The organism is Helicobacter sp. (assembly GCF_017502485.1).
GTDB lineage: Bacteria > Campylobacterota > Campylobacteria > Campylobacterales > Helicobacteraceae > Helicobacter_B.
Genome location: NZ_JAFVUX010000007.1, coordinates 13,829 through 32,919, shown reverse-complemented (window position 1 = coordinate 32,919; position 19,091 = coordinate 13,829). Strand labels below are relative to the sequence as shown.

Sequence of the window (19,091 nt, the reverse complement as noted above, 5' to 3'; positions counted from 1 at the left end):
CCAGAATCTTTAATCGACACGCCCAGCTCTAGCACTCCTACTTCATCTCCGTGCTTCTCCAAAACTAGCTTGGCATTGTTAGCATCCATTGTGATTTGTCCGCCCGGAGTTATGGTGAGATGGTGGAATGATGCGGTGGAGTTTTTCTCTAATGTTAGCTCTGTTGTGGTGGTGCTATGGACACTTGAAGCTTGTAAGTAGGCGCCTGTCCCTAGCTTTATGTGATCGCTTGCTAGAGTTGCCTTGCTTCCGCCAGAAAGATAGAGCCACGCTTGTGAAGTGGCTTGCTCACCTCTTAGTGTTAGGTTTTTTATCGTGTAAGTGCCGTTATCTTGTAAAGTCAGCCTAGATTCTGGACTTATGTCGTGTCCTGTGGTGCCTTGCGCGGTGTATAAAATCTCTAGATTGTCAATAGACATATCGCTATTAGCAGTGATACGCCCCTTGCGTGATTTGATCGTGCCAAAGTGTGCTTTGTTTTTGATACCTGTTACATCAATTTGCGCGCCACTTAGCGCAGAGTCCAGCCACGCATCCCCGTCATTTTCTCTCCCTAGCACGATAGTGCCTGCAAAGTCTAGATTCTCCCCCGCAAAAGTCGCGTGAGATCCACCAAAGCCCGCTGTCCCTGCATAAAGATTCATATAAGAGTTAGTGCCATCACCCTTAATATCAATATCTTTATCTGCAGTAAATTTTAGCGTGTGTCCCCCAGCATAGAGATAAAACTTCGCATTTGTCATATTGATAGACTCTCCCTTAAAACTTGCGTGGGAGTTTCTTGTCGTTGCCTGAAAAGTTAGGGAGAGATTGTTAGCAGCGATATCCTCTGTGGCAGTGAAGTTAAACACACCTGCGCCTAAAGCCCCCGTGCGCCCCGCTTCGATTTTGGTATTCTCTAGTGTAATATCTTTGGCTTCAAAGTTTGCTGTGATTAGACTACCACAAGGTAGATATACACACGCCCAACCACTAGCGACATTAAAAGTAAGGTCGCTAGTAAATTTCAATGTGCCACTCTCATATTTATAGGTCGCAGTCTTATCGCCTGCGGAGTAAGTTTTCACACTTTTTACCTCATAAGATCCATTACCACTCTGGGTATCACCTTGCAAATTATAAACCTTAGTCGTTATATCTCCACTTTGTGCGAATAGGGGCAAGCCAAGAGCTAGCACTAATAGTACAAGAACAAGTTTGCGCATATGCTCCCCAGCAAAAAAGACATTTAAACCGCAGTTAGTGGTAGTCGCATATTTCAAGCTAGATCTAAAGCTTCTCATATGCGCTCCTTTACCTCAAAGTAGATTCTCTATAATCGCACAAATCGCAGTATTATAAAATGCTAGACTAGTGTAGGTCTGCGTTTAGCTCGATTTTGCGACTGCTTCTAAAGGCGATCATTTTGCCACTTTTAGAATCCTGCCTGTAATGCACCCCGTGCTTGCCTGAGAGCTCACGCCCCTTGTATAGCCCACTATCTTTGATAGTAAAGCCCTGATTGATCTCTGCGATTTTCTCCGCTTCTGCTTTGTCGATGGCAAATATCGTGCCTGCAAGCACTGCTATACCACCATCGACTATACAGCCATCCCCTAGGCTTATGCCTGTGGAGCTATTAACCCCTAGTAGGCAGTTTCTACCGATGGTAATTGGCTCGCTATTGCCTCCGCTTAGTACACCTAGGATACTCGCGCCACCGCCGACATCTGTCCCCTCGCCTACAATCACGCTAGAGCTTATGCGCCCTTCATTCATACAAGCCCCAAGCGCACCGGCGTTGAAATTCACATAGCTAGCCCCGGGCATTTGCGTGTAGCCACCGCTACCAAGGTATGCGCCAAAGCGAGTTTTCGCAGAATCTAGTAAGCGGATATTGTCATACTGGGGGATTACTTGCATAAGATAGCGGGGAAATTTATCTACAAAATCAATATACGGAAAGCTGCCCTCCATTTTTAAACGGATTTCATTCTCTCGTAGCCATTCTAGCTCATAGGGCTTAGTCCCACTCCACGCGACATTTTGCAATAGCCCAAATATCCCATCAAGCTGGAGTGAGCGCAAGGGGGCTTTGCCAAGAGAGAGTGCTAGAAGCTTTAAGTAGGCAGACTCTACACTCTCGCACTTACTATCGCTATATAGCACGCACAAATGATAGCGGAAATGCCCACTATGTGTGTAGAGAAGATTTCTTGATAGGGCTTTTTGCAGCTCTAGGATGATTTGGATATTTCTATGCGTACTGCTATTGGTAAGCGACTCGGCTAGAAATGGCTCATACAGCTCTAGCGCACGTTTGATAAAGCCCTCTGTAATACCAAAGATCGCTTCACTATCACTAGAGTGAAGCGATTTAGCCGCTTTAAGCGCATCAAAAAACACTGCATAGCTACCTAGATTCTCATCTGTCCAATTTAGCAAGGGGTAGGTGGCACTTAGAATCGCTTGAGACTTTTGCCCATACTCTATACGCGCGATCCCAAATGCTAGAGGCTTCCTATACTCAGGTAGATTCTGGGTAGCAGCGACAAATGCTTTAAAAGAATCTTTCATCACAGCTCCTTGAGTCGTTTAAATGAAATATTATAATTATAAATGGCTAATATATAGCCATAATGGCGCGCTAAAAGCTGCAATTGGCACGCCTACTACAATGCAAGAAATCGCTAGCTTAGAATCTAGCCCCGCGCGCGCTATCACCGCTACTGCGCTAATTAGCGGGGGCATAGCTACTTCTAGCAGCACTATTTGATGCTCTTCTTGCACTGCTATGCCAAATGCGTATAAAACCCCTAAATACAGCATCGGTGTAGCGATCATACCAAACCCTAGCACAATTAGCACGCGCACCCACTGCGAGCGTAAAAAATCAAAGCGCAGTTGCACCCCTATGGCAAAGAGAGCCACTGGCGTAGCGCACGCCGCTAGCGACAAAATAGGTGCTAAAAGTAACTCTGGGATACTAAAGGGCATAGCCTTAAGCACAAAGGCTAAAAGCATGGAGAGAAAGAGTGGATTAGCAAAGAGACGCACCCACACCGCACGCAAGCGAAATTTCACCCTAGAGCTTAGGCTAAGGAGTAGTGGAGTCAAAATGGCTAATGGCAGTCCCGTGCAAAACTGATCAAGCACGATCGCCTTATGCGCAGCCTGCTCGCCTAGCGTCCCCTGCACAATAGGTACACCTAGGAAGAGTGTATTATGCAAAGAGACTAGAAAGGCTATGGTAAGCGCAGTAGCAAAACCAAAGCGCAAAACCTTTGAGACAAACACAAATGCTAACGCGCCAGCTACAAGATTACACGCAAGGGCTAGGGCAAAAAGCCCTAAAAGCTCTAGGCTAACACTTGAGTGATATGCCCCTGTAAAAATTGCGCTTGGCAAGGCGAAGTTAAGCAAGAAGCCTAGCAGGATATTGCCCTGTCTATCGCCAAGTAGGCGCATTTTCTTAGCTAAATACCCCAACAACATAAAGACAAAGACACTATACATCGCTACAAGCACGACTGCCTCCTTAGGCAAGCTAGAATCTAGCTTGCATCGCTCTTGCTCAAAGAAGCCTAAATCCCTAGTAGATTCTAGCACTTTCTTCATAAGCTAGCACAAAAGCTAGCATAGCGCACAAGAGCTTCTCTCCAAACTCATCAAAGAGTGAGATATCTGGCTTTTTCTCTTGCAAGAGTGTATAAGCGCGCTTGATTTCTTGACTAGAATCTAGCTTAGAGATAGGAGCTGTGCCTTGTGCGATATAGGCTAGATCACGCTTGGCTTGGGTGAATACTTCTCGCGCATTATAGAGCTTTGTCTCATCGTAGTCCATAAGCTGCATATAGGACTCTAGCAGAGCTAAGGTGAGCTGCTCTAGGCTTATGCGCGGAGCGTTATGGGGCTTTAGAACGCTTAGGAGCATATCGCAAAATGGTGTAGTAGAAGTGATTTTAGAAATGATCCCGGTGCTTGCAAGCTGCGTGCCAAATCGTGCTAGTGCGGTGCTAGTCGGGGCGTTTTTGTCAAGCTCTTTTGCTAAAAGGCTAGTAAGTAGCTTGCTTGAGAGTGTGCTAAAGGTGCTAGAATCTACTTCATCTAAAGGTGTAAAAGCAAAGCGCAAGCCAGCAAGCTTGCCAAAATACCGCTTCGTATCCAAATAGCCTAGCGCGATGTTGCGCGTGATAGAATCGTGCGAGAAATCAAGCATTGTGCCTAGATGACGAGATGGGCGGATATGATGGACTAGTGGGTTGCTATCATACTTGGTTGCAAAATCACTATGCAAAGAAATGGCTATAACTTGCTGCGCCCCCATTTTAAAGGCTAGGTCAATTGGCAAATTATCATAATACCCCCCATCAATGTAGCTTTTCCCACTAATCTCATAAATGGGAAAAGCTGGGAAGCACGAAGCAGAAGCCATAACCCAATGCGGGAAGCTCTCTTTAGTAAGGCTGGCTTTTGTCTGCTCGCACGCCTGAAAGCTAGGTATCTCCAAGCACAAAAGCCCAAAATCTAGCTTTGAGTGCGCAAGCTTTGCATAGTCTAAATGTGTGGTAATAATCTTCCACAAAGGCGAAGTGTCCATACCTTTGTTTTTCGTGTAGGCTTTGAGAAATGGTAGGAGCTTTTGGGCGTTGCTGAAGTAGTAGTCTAAATCGGTGGTGAGATTTAGCCCTTTATCAATGATTTGATCTATGGCTAGATTCTGCCATAGCGCGCTAGCTTTATCAAAATCCCCTTGCACGATCATCGCACCATTAAGCGCGCCAATGGATACACCTGTAACGAGCGAAAAGCAAAATCCAAGCTCACTTAATGCCCTATACGCGCCTACTTGATATGCGCCCTTTGACCCACCACCACCTAGCACTAGTGCGAGATTTTGAGTGGGGCTAGAGCTTAGATTCTGCGCGTGCATAGCTAGTGGACTTGCGCAGTAATTATACTAAGAGTCTCATCACACACAAAAAGCACCAAAATCCCAGCAAGCCCAGCCATAACCCCAGCTACTGCATCATCAAGCACCACACCAAGCCCACCTTTAAGCTCTCTATCGATACGCCCAATAATAGAGGGCTTCCAAATGTCAAATACGCGAAACAGCACAAAAGCCAACACAATATGCACAAAATACCCCTCGTGCCATAAAATACTCATAAATCGCCACATATCTGCACTCTTATCGCTAGTAAGCCCTAGCGAATAGTTTCCATAGCACACAATACTCATCGCCAGCCACACGCCCACAAGCTCATCAATAACTATCCACTTTTCATCGTGCTTTTTGCTATATGCCTCCCATTTATCAATCTCACGCACTGCAATTATCCCAAGCAAGCACGCAAGGAGAAAAAGCGTCTGCGCGGAGTAGAGTAAAATCGGTAGTCCAAGTAGCACAGAGAGCGCACTCCCAGCGGTACCGGGGGCTTTAGGGGATTTGCCGCTATATAACACACTTAGAAATACCACACGGAATGTTTGGGATGATTGAGCTTCTTTAGTTTCTAGCGTTGGCTTTTGGGCTAAAAATGGCGATTGCTGCGACAAGTCTGCGGTTATATACGCTCTAGTATGCGCCCTTGAATCGCCTTGCAAAGCCTCATTTTTATCTCCAAAATCCTGCCGCTTAGCTGCTTGACTACAACACACATTTTGAACTTTGCTCTCAATAGGACCTTTTGCTGGCTTGTTTAGAATGTCCGCGTTACTAGAATCCACTTTTTCACTAGCGATGGTTTTATCGTCATTGCGAGACACTGCATTAGCAGTGGGGTGGCAATCCATTTCTAAAGAAGCTTCGCTTTGTGGCGTTTTTACACTTTGGGCGTGTTTTTCAAAAGTGGATTCTAGGTTTTGCGCGTTGTTTGGCATTACTACTTCCTTGGGATTTATTTTCAAACAAAAATTCTAGCCTAGAATCCTTGTTTATGGATTGCTACACGGTGCAAGGCGTAGCTGAAGCAGGCTTCTTTAGTAAAGCCAAATCCAACTTCACAAAAAATACCCCCTTAGCCGCTGCTTGCCAAACTCCACACCGGGCTGGTCATAAGTATTGACCCCAAGCAAAAATCCTGTACAAGAAGTCAAAAGCTCAAAATACACCACAAGCGCACCGATATGCCACTCATCTAATCTCTCTAGTGTGATAGAATCTATGGGGATAGCATAAGACTCTAAGGTCTCTAAGGTCGCTTGCTTTTGAAGATTGAGTAAATGTAAAAATGGCGTGCCATTGACAAAGTCGGTAGATTCTAGTCCTGCTAGAGAATACTCTGGCACGATAAAGCTAGAGTCCTTACACGCCTTAGCACACGCATCATCAAGAGATAGGAAGCTTACTACCTTATCGCGCGCACCTTGCACGATTAGCTGCAAGAATGAGTGCTGATCGATACTACCTACAAGTCCCACAGGCGTAAGCCCCACTTGCGTGCCACTAGAATCTAGCTTGCCCAAGCTCTCGCCCCAGAGCTGCACAAACCAGCGATTAATATCGCTAAACACGCTCCCATAAGAAAACAGCACGCTAATGGGATACTGCCTATAATACTTGGCTAGGAAAGTAGCTTTATTGATGATATGCCTCTCTTCTCCGGCAAAAAAGCTCTCCATCATCGCGCGCGCACCTTGCAAAAGCATCCCAATATCAAGCCCAAGCAAGCTTAAAGGCACAAGCCCCACTAAAGAGAGTACCGAAAATCGCCCGCCCACATTAGCAGGGATAGTAAAGCACTCTAGCCCCTGCGCTTTGGCAAAAGACTCTAGCGGCGAGCTAGAATCTGTGATACACGCTAAATGCCGCTTATTTACGCTACTTAATAAATCAAAATGTGTGATAAGAAACTTCACTAGAGAAATACTCTCAATAGTCGTGCCAGATTTAGAAATAAGCAAAAAATGTGTGTGCTCAAGGCAGATAGATTCTAGCACGCGCTTTGTCTCAAAGGGATCTGTATGCTCCAAAAAATGCACGCGCCTAGAAGAATGCCTGCAAGAGTGGAGCAAAGCAGAGTGCAGGGCGCGCGCGCCTAGCGAGCTACCGCCTACGCCAATTATGACAAGATCTGTGATACTAGAAAAATACTCACGCGTGCTATATGCTAGCGCAGAATCTAGCGCAAATGTGTCAAAGGGGAGCTTATAGTAGCCACTTGCTCCACTGCTAGATTCTGCCTTGATAGCACTAATGAGTCTTTCATAATCACTGCCTAAGTCATAATCTGCATAGGAAGTGCTAAAGCTAATCATCGCCCACCCTAACGCTCTAGCACAAATGCTGCCATATCTACAAGCCTCGTGGTATAACCAAATTCATTATCATACCACGCAAGGACTTTGGCAAATCTATCATGCAAAACCATCGTTTTATCTGGGACGATAATCGCGCTATATGGTGTGCCGATAAAATCACTTGAGACACATTGATCCATATCAATATGAAAGATATTTGGCTGTGCTTTAGCGCACTCTACAAAAAGCGCGTTTAGCTCATCTTTGCTTGTGGGCTTAGAGAGATTGACACTTAAATCCACCACGCTTACATCAGGAGTAGGCACGCGCATAGCATAGCCGGTGAATTTACCCGCAAGCTCTGGGATCACAAGGGCTACCGCCTTTGCTGCACCTGTGGAAGTGGGGATCATACTTAGTGCTGCCGCGCGCGCTCGGCGCAGATCTTTATGCTTAACATCAAGGAGATTTTGGTCGTTCGTATAACTGTGAATTGTGGTCATAAGGGCAGATTCTATGCCTAGATTTTGGTGCAAGACTTTAGCGATGGGAGCTAGGCAGTTTGTGGTGCAAGAAGCATTAGAGATGACAGGCTCCCCCTTGTAGCTCTGCTCATTGACTCCATAGACAAAGGTGGGTGTCTCATCAGCAGGGGCTGAGATCACGACTCTTTTGACATTGCCTTTAAGGTGAGGGCGCGACTTTTCTAGGGAGTTAAACTTCCCGGTGCATTCAAGCACGACTTGCGCGCTACCAAAATCTAGCGCGTTTATATCACGACTACTCTGGATTCTAACGCGCTTGGAGTTGCCGATCCTTAGCGTAGTTTCATCGATTTTTTCTACATCATACCTGCCGTGGATAGAGTCATAGCGCAATAAATGCACCAATGTATCTATGCTTGCTGTGGTATTTACGCTCACAAGCTCCATATCATCACGCTCTCCTATAATCCTAGCCGCACAAAGTCCTATGCGCCCTGTGCCATTGATTGCTACTTGTTTCATCACGCTCCTTTATTTAGATTCTACGCTAGATTTTAGACTTTTGCGCACTTATTTTCGCGCTCTCTTGTGCTTGTAGCTTTTCTTCTCTCATCTTTTCCTCCTCTTGGCGCATAAGCTCTTCTTCAAAGGCATGTGGGTATTTATCCTTGCCCTTAAACTCTATAATCGTACATTCTGGATAGACTTCTATCAAGTGGAATATATTATTCACGCGCGCTTTGAGTCGCCCTGCGGTGGCTGGGTTGCATTTAGGATTTTCTGCGAGCTTATCAAAATCCTCCGCATCCACTACAACATCTGGTTGCTCCTCTGGTACATCGCCCCAGCCATAGTGCTTCATCGCCGTGCGTACCCAATATTTGCCATCAGTGATTTTGACAAGTCGCTTCATTAAAGGATTGTGTTTAGATGAGTTCTCTAGCACAGGAGAAGCAGTGATCCAACCCTTTATGCGAAATGTATAGTCTTTATAGCTTTTTTGCTTAGGCATTACATTGACCAAATCTTGTAGTAAAATCGTTAGGCGGAAAGTTTGGTATTTGTCTTGCTGGGAGAGAGCATTGCCATAAGCATTAGCAAAGACGATCAGCGACCACGAGAAAAACCCAACCACAACCGCTGAAATGATAAAAAATGAGCGAGCATAAAAGGGGCGCGAGACAAGGGCATTAGAATTTGTCTGGCGCATATCTTCTTGCTTGTATGCCCATCCACGCCACGCGCTCACCACATAAATTGCCATAGCTGCGCTCCATACACCTATCCCAATAAATGCACGCGGTCTTTGTAGTGGCTCTGCAAGCACCAAATATACCCCATAAGAGAGCATTATCCCTAGGCTAAGTAGCAGTACACCTAGAAGCAAGGCTAGAATCTTGCTACGCTTAGACTGGTAGATGATTGATAAAAGAAACATTCCCATAAGGGCAAAAAAGCAGATTTTAATCCCTGTCCAGTCAAAATCACTCCACAAATAGCCAAGATACATTTGCATATTGCTAAGAACCCCGCTTGGTAGCTCACTAAGTGGGAGTGTCGATGTGCCTGCTTGATCGTGTGCAAATGGATGCATAATAAAAACCTTAAAAATCCCAAGCGCAGTAGCATAAGTGAGAAATGAAACACCGATGAAAGTTAGCGTTTTCTTCACCCCTGCGTTTGTTTGATTAAACATCAAAAAGCCAAAGAAAAGCACAAGGACAATCTCCACTCCACTGCTTGCCTGATAAGTCATACACATACCAAGCGATGAAAGAATCGCCACAGGGATATAAGCACGGATATGATGGATAAATACAAAAGGCAGCACACTAAAAAGCACCGATAATGCCATATAGGGCGAATCATATTTAAATGATAGTTCTTCTAAAAAGTAGGGAGAGAGTCCTATGGGGATTGAAGCGATGATGGCTAGGGCGGTTAGGCGTTTTTTATAAGGCTGCTCAGTAGAATCCCAGTGGGATTCTTCATTTTTCCAAATAACTTCGCGGATACTCCACACCAAAATCAACGATGCAAAGCTCAAAAACCCTATGGCGACAAACTGCGTCAAAGGCGAGACATCTGCTAGCACTGTGTCCATATGCATAAAGGTAGAAAGATAGTAGCTAATGTAGCGAGAAAAGTTGTCCCACTCTTTGTAGCCGATGATAGAACGATTTAGATCATCGATATAATACACATCTGCTCGGATAAGACTAACGATCCCAAGCAAATACAGCCCAAAAGCGATGAGAAAATACTTCCAAAAGCCCTGCGTATGGAAAAATGCCCAGCACGCCGCTTTAAACTCTTCAAGCGTTTTTGTCAAAAGATTGTTCTTGGATTTTGGTGGCATCAACTCTCCTTTGCGGTAGTAGAATGTGCTAGATTAGATTCTAGTGCGCTAGGGTGTAGCTGCTCTAAAGTGGTGTGTGGATTTGGTGGTGTTTTACGCGTATCAAGGATAAAGTGTGGGCGCATTTTGACCTGCTCATAAATCCTAGCGATATACTCACCAATGACCCCAAGTAACATAAGCTGAATCCCACCAATAAAGGTGATAATAACAATAAGGCTAGGGTAGCCAGCCACGGCATTACCATATAAAATCGTATCAATAATGCGATATACGCCAAAGCACACTGCAAACACCGAGATAAAAAACCCAAGCACAAAGGCTATGCGCAGTGGCATCGTGCTGAAGCTTACAATCCCTTCAATAGCGTATTTAAATAGCTTCCAAAAGCTCCAGCTTGAAGACTCTTTAAAATGTGGGATATACTCATACTCCAAGCACTCCCGTTTAAAGCCCACCCACGCAAACATCGCTTTAGAAAAGCGATGATATTCTCTCATTTGTACAAGTGCTTCTACCACTTCTCTATCCATTAAGCGGAAGTCGCGCACACCAGATTCTATTTTGACTTCAGAAATAAAGTTTGAAATCTTATAAAATGCCTCACTAAGTGCAGCACGAAGCCTAGACTCTCCAGCGCGTGTAGTGCGGCGCGCATAGATGACCTTTGTCTCTCTGCTAGATTCTAGCCAGATCCTAACCATATCGATAATCATACTTGGCGGATCTTGCAAATCCGCATCAAGCAGCACGACTCCTTGCCCCTGTGCTTGCTCTAAGCCAGCTAGAATGGCTGCTTCTTTACCAAAATTACGCGAGAAAGAATACACACGCACTCTGCGGTTTTTGTTTGTATCTTTGGCAACGATGTCTTCTAGTAGGGCTAGAGTGCTATCACGGCTACCATCATTGACAAATATCAGCTCATAAGGCACAAGCTGTGATGGCGTAGCAGTAAGCCGCACGCTATGCTCCAGAATAAGTGGCACAAGAGAATCCATAGTTTTTGTGATTTCTGTGAGAAATACGGGGAGTGAGATCTCTTCATTATAGCAAGGCACAACTATGGAGATACCAATGGTAACAGATGGGTTCATAGACACACTCTTTAGGACAAATGTAGTAGTGGAATGATTATAATCCCATCAAATAAACCAAGATTAAATTCTAGTCTTACTAAATCTTACACAGAAGCGAAGTCGCGCTCATAGATTCTCACCATAACAATAAAAAATGCCGTGATCGCCGGACCGATGATAATCCCCCAGAATCCACACGCCGACAGCCCTGCAAAAATGGCGAAAAATATCACAAACTCATTGATATTGAGCGGCTTGTCTAAGAGCTTGCGATTGACTATGCGGATAAGAAAGGGCTTGATAATATTATCGATAATAAAGCCGATAAAAATAACGCTATATAGCACCAAGACCACCGCTTGCACAATCTCGTCTTGCACATACAAAATAAGCCCTACAGGCATCCACACAAGCACACCACCGATAATTGGTATCAGCGAGCAAAGCCCATATAACACGCCAAGCAACACACCATCTAACCCAAAGATACTTGCTAGCACCCCAAAGGCAAAGCCTTGTAAGCAGACATTTAAGATCGTAGAGAAAAACACCACCCTAAGCACACCGCTCACATCAAGGGCAATTAGCTTTATCTGCTCATCTCTAGCGGGTAAAAGTCTGCAAAAATAACGATACCACACCCCACCATAGTAGAAAAACACCGACAAAAACAGCACAATGAAGCACGCATCAACCACAAACCCCACACTACTTTTGCCAACTATGGTGCTAAGGCGGCTCACAAAGCCAGCAATCGATGAGAAAGAGAGATTTGCTAGCACATCTTGTGCTTGGATAAAGGGTAGATAATTCAGCACACTGCGGATAAGCTCTTTGATTTGGACAAACCAGACTTCCGCCTGCTTCCAATCCACCCCAAGCAGTCCAAGCGCGCCACGATGGATCACAAAATACAGCGGGATAATAAATAATGCCAACAAGATAAGCACGCTAAGACCAGAAGCAAGGAAATTACTCTTAACTTTCATATAGAAAAACTCTTTGATCCAATAAGTCGCAATACACAGCAGCGTAGCGATAATCATCGTGTATAAAAAGTCGTAGTAAAGCCATACAATCAGTCCAAGAGCTAGAGCAAATGCACAGGCGAAAAAAACTTTAGCCCCAAGAGTGACGCGCAGCTTTGGCACGCCAGAATATAGCCTTTTAGATTCTGGCTCTGCTTGCTCACAGCAGGGCTTTTCTAAGGAAACTTCGCTTCGCTTGTTTTGTGATTGTTGGGCACTATTATCTAACATATTGGCTTCCTTGAAAGTCTGTTTCAAAATAGATTCATAAGGTAGGTTACTTTTCTTCTAAGGATTCTAGGAGCTATGGGGTTACTTTTGTAATTTTTAGCAATTTTTGAGAAGAGACAAAGACTGAAGATCTGCGAGTCTCCAAAATTTGCTAAAGCCTACAGAATGATTACCTAAGACTAAATCCCTAGAAAGGGTTTAGAAGTAGCATCTACCCACATCACTAAACAAGCGCGCCTAGCGGCTCACCGCCTAGAATATGGAAATGCAAATGCGGGACTTCCTGCCCACTATGTGCGCCTGTATTGGTGATAAGCCTATATCCACTCTCTTTGATCCCTGCAACTTCTACAACTTTTAAGATAAACGCGCTAAATCGCTCCATAAGAGCTGGGTCTATCTCGTTGAAGTCTTTTAGCTCGTGCTTTGGGATTGCTAGGATATGCACCTTTGCCTTTGGGGCGATATCATAAAATGCCAAAAACTCATCACTCTCATAGACTTTTTTGCAAGGAAGCTCACCTCGCACAATTTTGCTAAAGACTGTCATCGCTACTCCTTATTAGTTGTTTGTGGTCTCATTTTGTTGCTTATACTATGTCTTGCTTGCTCTATATACATCAAGTAAGACTACCAAGATTCAAGATCAAAAAGCAAATTCGCATCTCTACCACTTAAAAACACTCCTATTTGCTATTAGGTAAATCCGATCTTCCTAGTTGGTATAGCATATTTTCAATGGCTTAAAATGTGAGTAAATTGGCATTGATGACATTTGCTCCCCACTTGTCTCTAAAGCACTAGCGCACTTGATCCACAGCCTAGATTTAAGTAATCTAACGATACTAGCAACTTTTGAAAAGTAAAATCTAGCACGAAACTTTGCCAAAATATTTGCCCAAATACACTTATACACTCAAATCGCAACATATCTCTAAATGCAAATTTACAATTTCGATTTTGACGCCACCCCTTATGTTTGGATTCTCATCTAAATCAATCTATATAGATGTCAATCTAGCAACTATAAGTCGTTAAAAACTCAAATGGATGGGGGCGGGCTTCCCAAGGCCAGATTTCTGTCTCAAACTTATAGGCTTTGTAAGTTTGGATAAAATCTTCGCTAAATACCCCGCCTTCTTTGAGATAAGCCCTATCGACAAGCATTTCTTCAATAGCGTGGCGAAGCGTGTGGGGCAGCTGTTTAATACCCTTTTCTCTAATCTCATCAAGGGTAAGCTCAAAGAGATTTATCTCCATAGGCTTACCCGGATCAATAGCATTTTTAATCCCATCAAGTCCTGCCATAAGTAAGCTTGCAAAGGCGAGATAGGGATTGCTTGAGCTATCAGGGAATCTAAACTCCATTCTTTTGGCTTTCTCGCCGCTGTTGTAAGGGATTCTAATACTAGCACTGCGATTTTGTGCAGAATAAGTCAAAATACTAGGTGCTTCAAAGCCCGGGATTAGTCGCTTGTAAGAGTTTGTGCTAGGATTTGTGAAAGCCGCTAATGCCCTTGCGTGCTTGAGCACACCGCCTAAGAAATGCAATGCCATCTGACTTAAGCCTTGATACGAATCTCCAGCAAAGAGATTTTTATTATCTTTCCAAATGCTAATATGCACATGCATTCCGCTGCCATTATCGCCATATAGAGGCTTTGGCATAAAAGTGGCAGTCTTACCATTTAAATGTGCGACCATTTTGACGACATATTTAAGCTTTTGGACATTATCCGCCGCTTCTAGCATATCACCAAACTTCACGCCAATCTCCCCTTGCCCCTGTGCTACTTCGTGATGCACAACAAAGGTTTCTAAGCCTACTTGATTAAGCACCTTTACCATCTCTGCACGCAAATCCACCATAGAATCCACCGGTGCCACAGGGAAGTAGCCACCTTTTGTGCCGGGGCGATGTCCGATATTCACACCACCTTCAAACTCTCTAGCGCGATTCCACTCGCCCTCTTCAGAATCTATCTCATAGTATTGACAATTCACCGCATCTTTAATCTTAATAGAATCAAAGACAAAAAACTCATTCTCCGGTCCATAATACGCCACATCGCCGATACCACTCTCCTGCAAATGTTTCATAGCTCTTTTTACAATGCTTCTAGGGCATTTTTCATAAGGCTCATTTTTATAAATATCCCAAATATCGCAAAATACCACCGCAGTCGTATCAGCAGTAAAAGGGTCAATAAAATACCGCACCGGGTCAGGGATTAGCATCATATCTGACTTATCCACACTCTGCCACGCTGGGATCGAGCTACCATCAAAAGGCAAGCCATAAAAACTCTCTTCATCAATCGCAGAGCGCGAAAAGCTCACATGATGCCACACGCCTTTAATATCGCTAAATCTAAAGTCGATAAATTCCACTGCAAATTCATCGCAGAACCTAAAAAACTCTGCCACTTTAGCCTTATCTATTGTCCTTTCCATAGCAATCCTTTCATAGCTCTAAACACTCAAAATAAAGCGCGTACATTGTAACACTTATTCCTTGAAAATGGCATAAGCCCAAACACTTACAAAAGTGCGAAAATTAAGAAATAGTAGAAAAAGAGAGTAAAGAGAAAACCCACCACACAAGAGCGTGTAACTGGGTTAAAGCAGTCTAGATATAGCCAGCTACTTTAGCAAGCACATACCCGATGCAGCAGGAGCTAAACACCCCAATAAGCCCGGGTAAAATGAAGCTGTGATTGATGACAAACTTACCGATATGTGTTGTTCCGCTTCTGTCAAACTGGATAGTTGCCAAGTCGCTTGGGTAAGTTGGCAAAATATAGTAGCCATAGCACGCTGCTGCAAACGCCACGATGATTCCGGGCTCTACGCCAATGTTTAGAGCGATTGGCACAAATGCTGCAAGTGCGGCTGCTTGAGAATTAACAAACTTTGAAATAAGCAGTAACATGATCGCATAAGTCCAAGGATGCGCTTTAACAATATCGCCAAGAGCTGATTTTATCATCGGTGTATGCACAGCAAACATCGTATCTGCCATCCAAGAAATCCCAAACACCGCTACAAGCGCGATCATACCCGATTTAAAAATCTCATTACTACCGATCTTTTTGGGATCAACTTTTGTGAAGATAATGATAAGTGAGCCAGCTAGGAGCATAAACATTTGGATAATATGTACCATAGAGATCTTATCCATATCTGGGTTGCCAAGCTTATCAGCTTTATAAACTTTCTCTACTTTACCTTCTTCCACCTTACCAAGCTTATCAGCTTTAATCGCCTTATCAAGCCCAATTTTTTCTCCCGGATTATCCACATCAGCGATTTTGACATCTTTAAGCTCGAATACACCTTTGTCGCTTTTCTCTGGAGTCCATTTTATTGTCGTGCTAGATTCTAAAGTAGCTTTGTAGTCATACTTTTGCCCCCAAGTAGGCTTAAGCGAGTCAAACGCCCCAATAAGTGCGACAACACCAATAGCCCCTAGGAAAATCCACATAGCTACCCAATCCTTCTTAGGAAGTTTTACACCTAGCAGAGTTTTAGAATCTCCATAGACATATTGCTTAAATTCTGGGTCTTTGATCTTTTCTTGAAATACTGGGTCTTTGTCCAAATCTTTACCCCTAAACCAGCTAAAAATCCCAATCATCAATACCCCAAAAAGTGTGCTAGGGATAGTGATTTGAAGCAAGTTGATATAGCCATCAAATCCTGCAAGCTTGTGGTCTGCATTTAGAAGCAATGCTGTAAGGCTCACCACCGCCACAGATACAGGTGAGGCAACGACCCCCATTTGTGAGCTGATAGAAGCTGCTGCCATAGGTCGCTCTGGGCGAATATTATTTTTGATAGCAATATCATAAATGATAGGCATAATCGTATAAACAACATGCCCTGTCCCGCACAGCATCGTAAGGAAGCAAGTAACAAAAGGGGCTAGAATCGTTAGCAACTTTGGATTGCGACGCAAGATTCTCTCTGCAATTTGCAACATAACATCTAGCCCACCGCTTGCTTGCAATGTCGCACTAGCCACAACGACTGCCAAAATCGTAAGCATAACATCAATAGCTGGCTTACCCGGCTTAATGTCAAATCCAAACACAAGCACAAAAATACCGATACCACCAAGTAGTCCTAGCGTGATACCACCTTTTTGCGCACCATAAAACAAACAAACAAGCACAACTAAAAGCTGAGTGGTAAATTGCCAGCCTTCGCTAAGATTTACAAGAAAATCCATCATAACCCCTAAATTTAATTCCCTAATTACAAACGGCATTTGCCATAATTTGCAAAATTGTCAGCGATTATAGCAACATTTACATAAAAATCGTTACAATGTGCGCCTAATGCTTGCATAGTTAAGCACAGAGTAATGATAATTTTAAACATAAATTAAACCCAGCGGATTTCAACAAAGCATAAGCTACATAGCAAACGAACAATAAGGCGATAGTATCTATGGAAGACCTATTAGTACAATGGTTTTACAGTGGCAAAGATGGAGTGGTATGGGCTGTGGCATTTATCGCTGGACTACTCTCTTTTCTCTCGCCTTGTATTCTTCCACTTGTGCCAGCATATATCTCTTATATCTCTGGAATTTCACTAGAGCAACTAGATTCTAGGAAACTTACTAGGCGAGATCTTCGCGTGGCGATTGTATGGCGGGCGTGCTTATTTGTGCTTGGGTTTTCTTTGGTGTTTGTGGGCGTGGGGCTATCACTCTCAAGTGTTGTCCGTGTGCTACAATCATCCATTACAAATATCGTCGCTGGGGGAATTGTAGTGGTATTTGGTGTACATTTTTTAGGACTATGGCGATTTAGCTTGCTTGATAGAAGCGCACGCTATGAGTTTGCACTCCGTCATAAAGCCCTAGAGATTCTAGCTCCCTTTGTGTTAGGCATTAGCTTCGCGCTTGGCTACACACCTTGCACAGGCGCGATATTTGGAGCAATCACACTATTTATAGGGACAGGTAACTATGGTGCAGAGCTATTGATAATGTATGCGTGTGGCTTGGCTGTGCCGTTTTTACTCGTGGCGTTGATTTTAGAAAAAGGCTTTTCCTTGCTGGCTAGAATCAAGCCTTTTATGCGGCGGGTTGAGCTTATAGCTGGTGGGATTTTAGTGGCGATGGGTGCGCTGATTATGAGCGGTGAGCTTGGCACGCTTAGTGCGTGGCTTATAAGTAGCTGGAGTTGAAGGAGAAATAATGCTGCTAAAAAATGCTCTGCTATGTGATGCACTTAGAGAGTGTAAGGCGGATTTGCGCGTTGATGAAGAACGCGGGATTATTAGTGAGATTGGGGAGAGTTTAGCACCAAAGAGCACAGAAAGTGTGCTTGAGTGCAGTGGCAAGGTCATCCTGCCTGCTCTTATTGATATGGCATATCCTAAAAACCAAGTCTTATCGCGCAAAAACCTCGAATCTCTAACACAAAAGGCACTACGAGGTGGGGTGGGGAGCTTGCTACTGCGCCCAGAAAGCACGCCACGCATAGATCACGCAGCTATTATCGAGCTTGTCTCTTCGCTAGATTCTAGCTTGAGTGTGCATTTTCTCCCAAGCCTAGCCCCCACCACCCTAGAATCTAAGCCAAAAATCGCAGAAATTGCCACACTTATTTCATCTGGTGCGCGTGCAATCTACCTAGAATCTAGCGCGCAAAACATTGATGGCTACACACTCTACAAAATCGCTCAGTACGCCCAAATGCTCCAAATCCCAATCATCGCCAGCCCCCAAGAGCCAAGCCTAAGTGAGGGCGTGATGAATGAGTCTCAAGTAAGCACGCAACTAGGACTCCCAGCAATCCCCTCTCTAGCACAAACTATGCAAGTAGCAAAGCTCTGTGAGCTAGCGCGATATAGTGGGACAAAGTGGGTGTTTGATGTCATTAGTGAAATAGAATCCTTGCAGATTATTTCACATTTTACACAGATGGGCGCGCGGATCTTAGCGCAGACCTCCTTGCACCACTTAATCCTAAGTGATGAGCATTGCGCACTCTTTGACACGAGATTTAAGCTATTTCCCCCACTTAAAGACCCTGCCACACGCGAGCAGCTTCGCACGCATTTAGATTCTGGTATTAGCCTGCTTACTTGCTTGCAAAGCGATAGCTATAAGTCGAAAAAGGATCAAGTCTTTGAATCTGCTAGCTTTGGGATAAATGCACTAGAACATTACTTCTCACTAGGCTTTACTCATCTTGTCAAGTCAAAACTTATCACACTCTCACGCTTTAGTGAGCTTACTTCTTATACGCAAGCTAAACTTCTATCGCTTCCTAAAGGTGCGCTAGAAGTGGGGCTAGATGCAGATCTTATCATCGTGGATTTACAAAAGAGTTTTTACATTGAAGATAGCTTTAGCCCTTATAACGGCGAGCATCTCTCTGGCGTAGTCACACAGGTGCTACTTGGTGGCAAGCCTAAAAGTCTTTAACGAAATTGACACTAAGGATAATGATGATTAAAGTCCTACTTCAAGGCGGTCTTGGTAACCAAATGTTTCAATACGCCTTCGCGCGCGCCCTAGCGCATAGGGGCTTTAGCGTCGGTTTAGATGCGAGCTTTAACTATGTAACACTAAAGTCCTTGCGTGCTGATCGCGCTAAAAACACATTAAATCAAAATCTCATAGGGGGGGGGGCAGCACAGAGATATCGCTAGAGTCTCTGCCACA

At 44.2% G+C, this 19,091-nt stretch carries 16 protein-coding genes; 3 read left to right on the top strand and 13 right to left on the bottom strand.

Annotation, left to right across the window (positions count from 1 at the left end):
• The 13 genes from IKB69_RS01535 to IKB69_RS01475 all read right to left on the bottom strand — a co-directional run.
• On the bottom strand, nt 1-1,283 hold a 1,283-nt coding region (locus IKB69_RS01535), incomplete at its 3' end, for a hypothetical protein (RefSeq protein WP_290945402.1).
• 67 nt (nt 1,284-1,350) lie between these two features.
• Nucleotides 1,351-2,556 (bottom strand): 2,3,4,5-tetrahydropyridine-2,6-carboxylate N-succinyltransferase, encoded by a 1,206-nt coding sequence (locus tag IKB69_RS01530; RefSeq protein ID WP_290945400.1) that lies wholly within the window; start codon nt 2,554-2,556, stop codon nt 1,351-1,353.
• Between the two features lie 36 nt (nt 2,557-2,592).
• Complete coding sequence (locus IKB69_RS01525) at nt 2,593-3,597, bottom strand: AEC family transporter (protein ID WP_290945398.1); 1,005 nt, start codon at nt 3,595-3,597, stop codon at nt 2,593-2,595.
• Nucleotides 3,572-4,912: a patatin-like phospholipase family protein gene (locus tag IKB69_RS01520; protein ID WP_290945396.1), complete on the bottom strand. Its 1,341-nt coding sequence runs from the start codon at nt 4,910-4,912 to the stop codon at nt 3,572-3,574. The genes IKB69_RS01525 and IKB69_RS01520 overlap by 26 nt, the downstream gene beginning before the upstream one ends.
• A gap of 2 nt (nt 4,913-4,914) precedes the next feature.
• Complete coding sequence (locus IKB69_RS01515) at nt 4,915-5,463, bottom strand: phosphatidylglycerophosphatase A (RefSeq protein WP_290945408.1); 549 nt, start codon at nt 5,461-5,463, stop codon at nt 4,915-4,917.
• A gap of 522 nt (nt 5,464-5,985) precedes the next feature.
• Nucleotides 5,986-7,242, bottom strand: a complete 1,257-nt coding sequence (locus IKB69_RS01510; protein WP_290945394.1) for a glucose-6-phosphate isomerase — start codon at nt 7,240-7,242, stop codon at nt 5,986-5,988.
• Between the two features lie 8 nt (nt 7,243-7,250).
• Nucleotides 7,251-8,234, bottom strand: a complete 984-nt coding sequence (gene gap / locus IKB69_RS01505; RefSeq protein WP_290945392.1) for a type I glyceraldehyde-3-phosphate dehydrogenase — start codon at nt 8,232-8,234, stop codon at nt 7,251-7,253.
• Between the two features lie 22 nt (nt 8,235-8,256).
• Nucleotides 8,257-10,068 (bottom strand): glucosyltransferase domain-containing protein, encoded by a 1,812-nt coding sequence (locus tag IKB69_RS01500; protein WP_290945390.1) that lies wholly within the window; start codon nt 10,066-10,068, stop codon nt 8,257-8,259.
• Complete coding sequence (locus IKB69_RS01495) at nt 10,068-11,165, bottom strand: glycosyltransferase family 2 protein (protein WP_290945388.1); 1,098 nt, start codon at nt 11,163-11,165, stop codon at nt 10,068-10,070. The genes IKB69_RS01500 and IKB69_RS01495 overlap by 1 nt, the downstream gene beginning before the upstream one ends.
• 86 nt (nt 11,166-11,251) lie before the next feature.
• Nucleotides 11,252-12,406, bottom strand: a complete 1,155-nt coding sequence (locus IKB69_RS01490; protein WP_290945386.1) for an AI-2E family transporter — start codon at nt 12,404-12,406, stop codon at nt 11,252-11,254.
• A 223-nt stretch (nt 12,407-12,629) separates the two neighbouring features.
• Nucleotides 12,630-12,956, bottom strand: coding sequence for a histidine triad nucleotide-binding protein (locus IKB69_RS01485; RefSeq protein WP_290945384.1), 327 nt, complete (start codon nt 12,954-12,956; stop codon nt 12,630-12,632).
• Between the two features lie 467 nt (nt 12,957-13,423).
• Complete coding sequence (gene glnA / locus IKB69_RS01480; protein WP_290945382.1) at nt 13,424-14,860, bottom strand: type I glutamate--ammonia ligase; 1,437 nt, start codon at nt 14,858-14,860, stop codon at nt 13,424-13,426.
• Nucleotides 14,861-15,035: 175 nt separating this feature from the next.
• A complete protein-coding gene (locus tag IKB69_RS01475; RefSeq protein ID WP_290945406.1) occupies nt 15,036-16,637 on the bottom strand; it encodes an anaerobic C4-dicarboxylate transporter in 1,602 nt (533 codons plus the stop codon).
• A 221-nt stretch (nt 16,638-16,858) separates the two neighbouring features.
• Between IKB69_RS01475 and IKB69_RS01470 the strand changes: the two genes are divergently transcribed.
• The 3 genes from IKB69_RS01470 to IKB69_RS01460 are packed head-to-tail and all read left to right on the top strand — an operon-like array spanning nt 16,859 to nt 19,078.
• Nucleotides 16,859-17,605, top strand: a complete 747-nt coding sequence (locus tag IKB69_RS01470) for a cytochrome c biogenesis protein CcdA (RefSeq protein WP_290945380.1) — start codon at nt 16,859-16,861, stop codon at nt 17,603-17,605.
• A 10-nt stretch (nt 17,606-17,615) separates the two neighbouring features.
• Nucleotides 17,616-18,851 (top strand): amidohydrolase family protein, encoded by a 1,236-nt coding sequence (locus IKB69_RS01465; RefSeq protein ID WP_290945378.1) that lies wholly within the window; start codon nt 17,616-17,618, stop codon nt 18,849-18,851.
• A gap of 20 nt (nt 18,852-18,871) precedes the next feature.
• Nucleotides 18,872-19,078, top strand: coding sequence for a hypothetical protein (locus IKB69_RS01460; protein ID WP_290945376.1), 207 nt, complete (start codon nt 18,872-18,874; stop codon nt 19,076-19,078).
• The last annotated feature ends 13 nt before the right edge of the window (nt 19,079-19,091 follow it).

Coding starts and splice junctions, on each gene's coding strand:
- IKB69_RS01510 (WP_290945394.1), bottom strand. CDS start 7,242: ATGATTAGCTTTAGCACTTCCTATGCAGATTATGACTTAGGCAGTGAT.
- IKB69_RS01500 (WP_290945390.1), bottom strand. CDS start 10,068: ATGCCACCAAAATCCAAGAACAATCTTTTGACAAAAACGCTTGAAGAG.
- glnA (WP_290945382.1), bottom strand. CDS start 14,860: ATGGAAAGGACAATAGATAAGGCTAAAGTGGCAGAGTTTTTTAGGTTC.
- IKB69_RS01470 (WP_290945380.1), top strand. CDS start 16,859: ATGGAAGACCTATTAGTACAATGGTTTTACAGTGGCAAAGATGGAGTG.
- IKB69_RS01460 (WP_290945376.1), top strand. CDS start 18,872: ATGATGATTAAAGTCCTACTTCAAGGCGGTCTTGGTAACCAAATGTTT.
- IKB69_RS01490 (WP_290945386.1), bottom strand. CDS start 12,406: ATGTTAGATAATAGTGCCCAACAATCACAAAACAAGCGAAGCGAAGTT.
- IKB69_RS01530 (WP_290945400.1), bottom strand. CDS start 2,556: ATGAAAGATTCTTTTAAAGCATTTGTCGCTGCTACCCAGAATCTACCT.
- IKB69_RS01525 (WP_290945398.1), bottom strand. CDS start 3,597: ATGAAGAAAGTGCTAGAATCTACTAGGGATTTAGGCTTCTTTGAGCAA.
- IKB69_RS01465 (WP_290945378.1), top strand. CDS start 17,616: ATGCTGCTAAAAAATGCTCTGCTATGTGATGCACTTAGAGAGTGTAAG.
- IKB69_RS01485 (WP_290945384.1), bottom strand. CDS start 12,956: ATGACAGTCTTTAGCAAAATTGTGCGAGGTGAGCTTCCTTGCAAAAAA.
- IKB69_RS01495 (WP_290945388.1), bottom strand. CDS start 11,165: ATGAACCCATCTGTTACCATTGGTATCTCCATAGTTGTGCCTTGCTAT.
- IKB69_RS01475 (WP_290945406.1), bottom strand. CDS start 16,637: ATGGATTTTCTTGTAAATCTTAGCGAAGGCTGGCAATTTACCACTCAG.
- IKB69_RS01520 (WP_290945396.1), bottom strand. CDS start 4,912: ATGCACGCGCAGAATCTAAGCTCTAGCCCCACTCAAAATCTCGCACTA.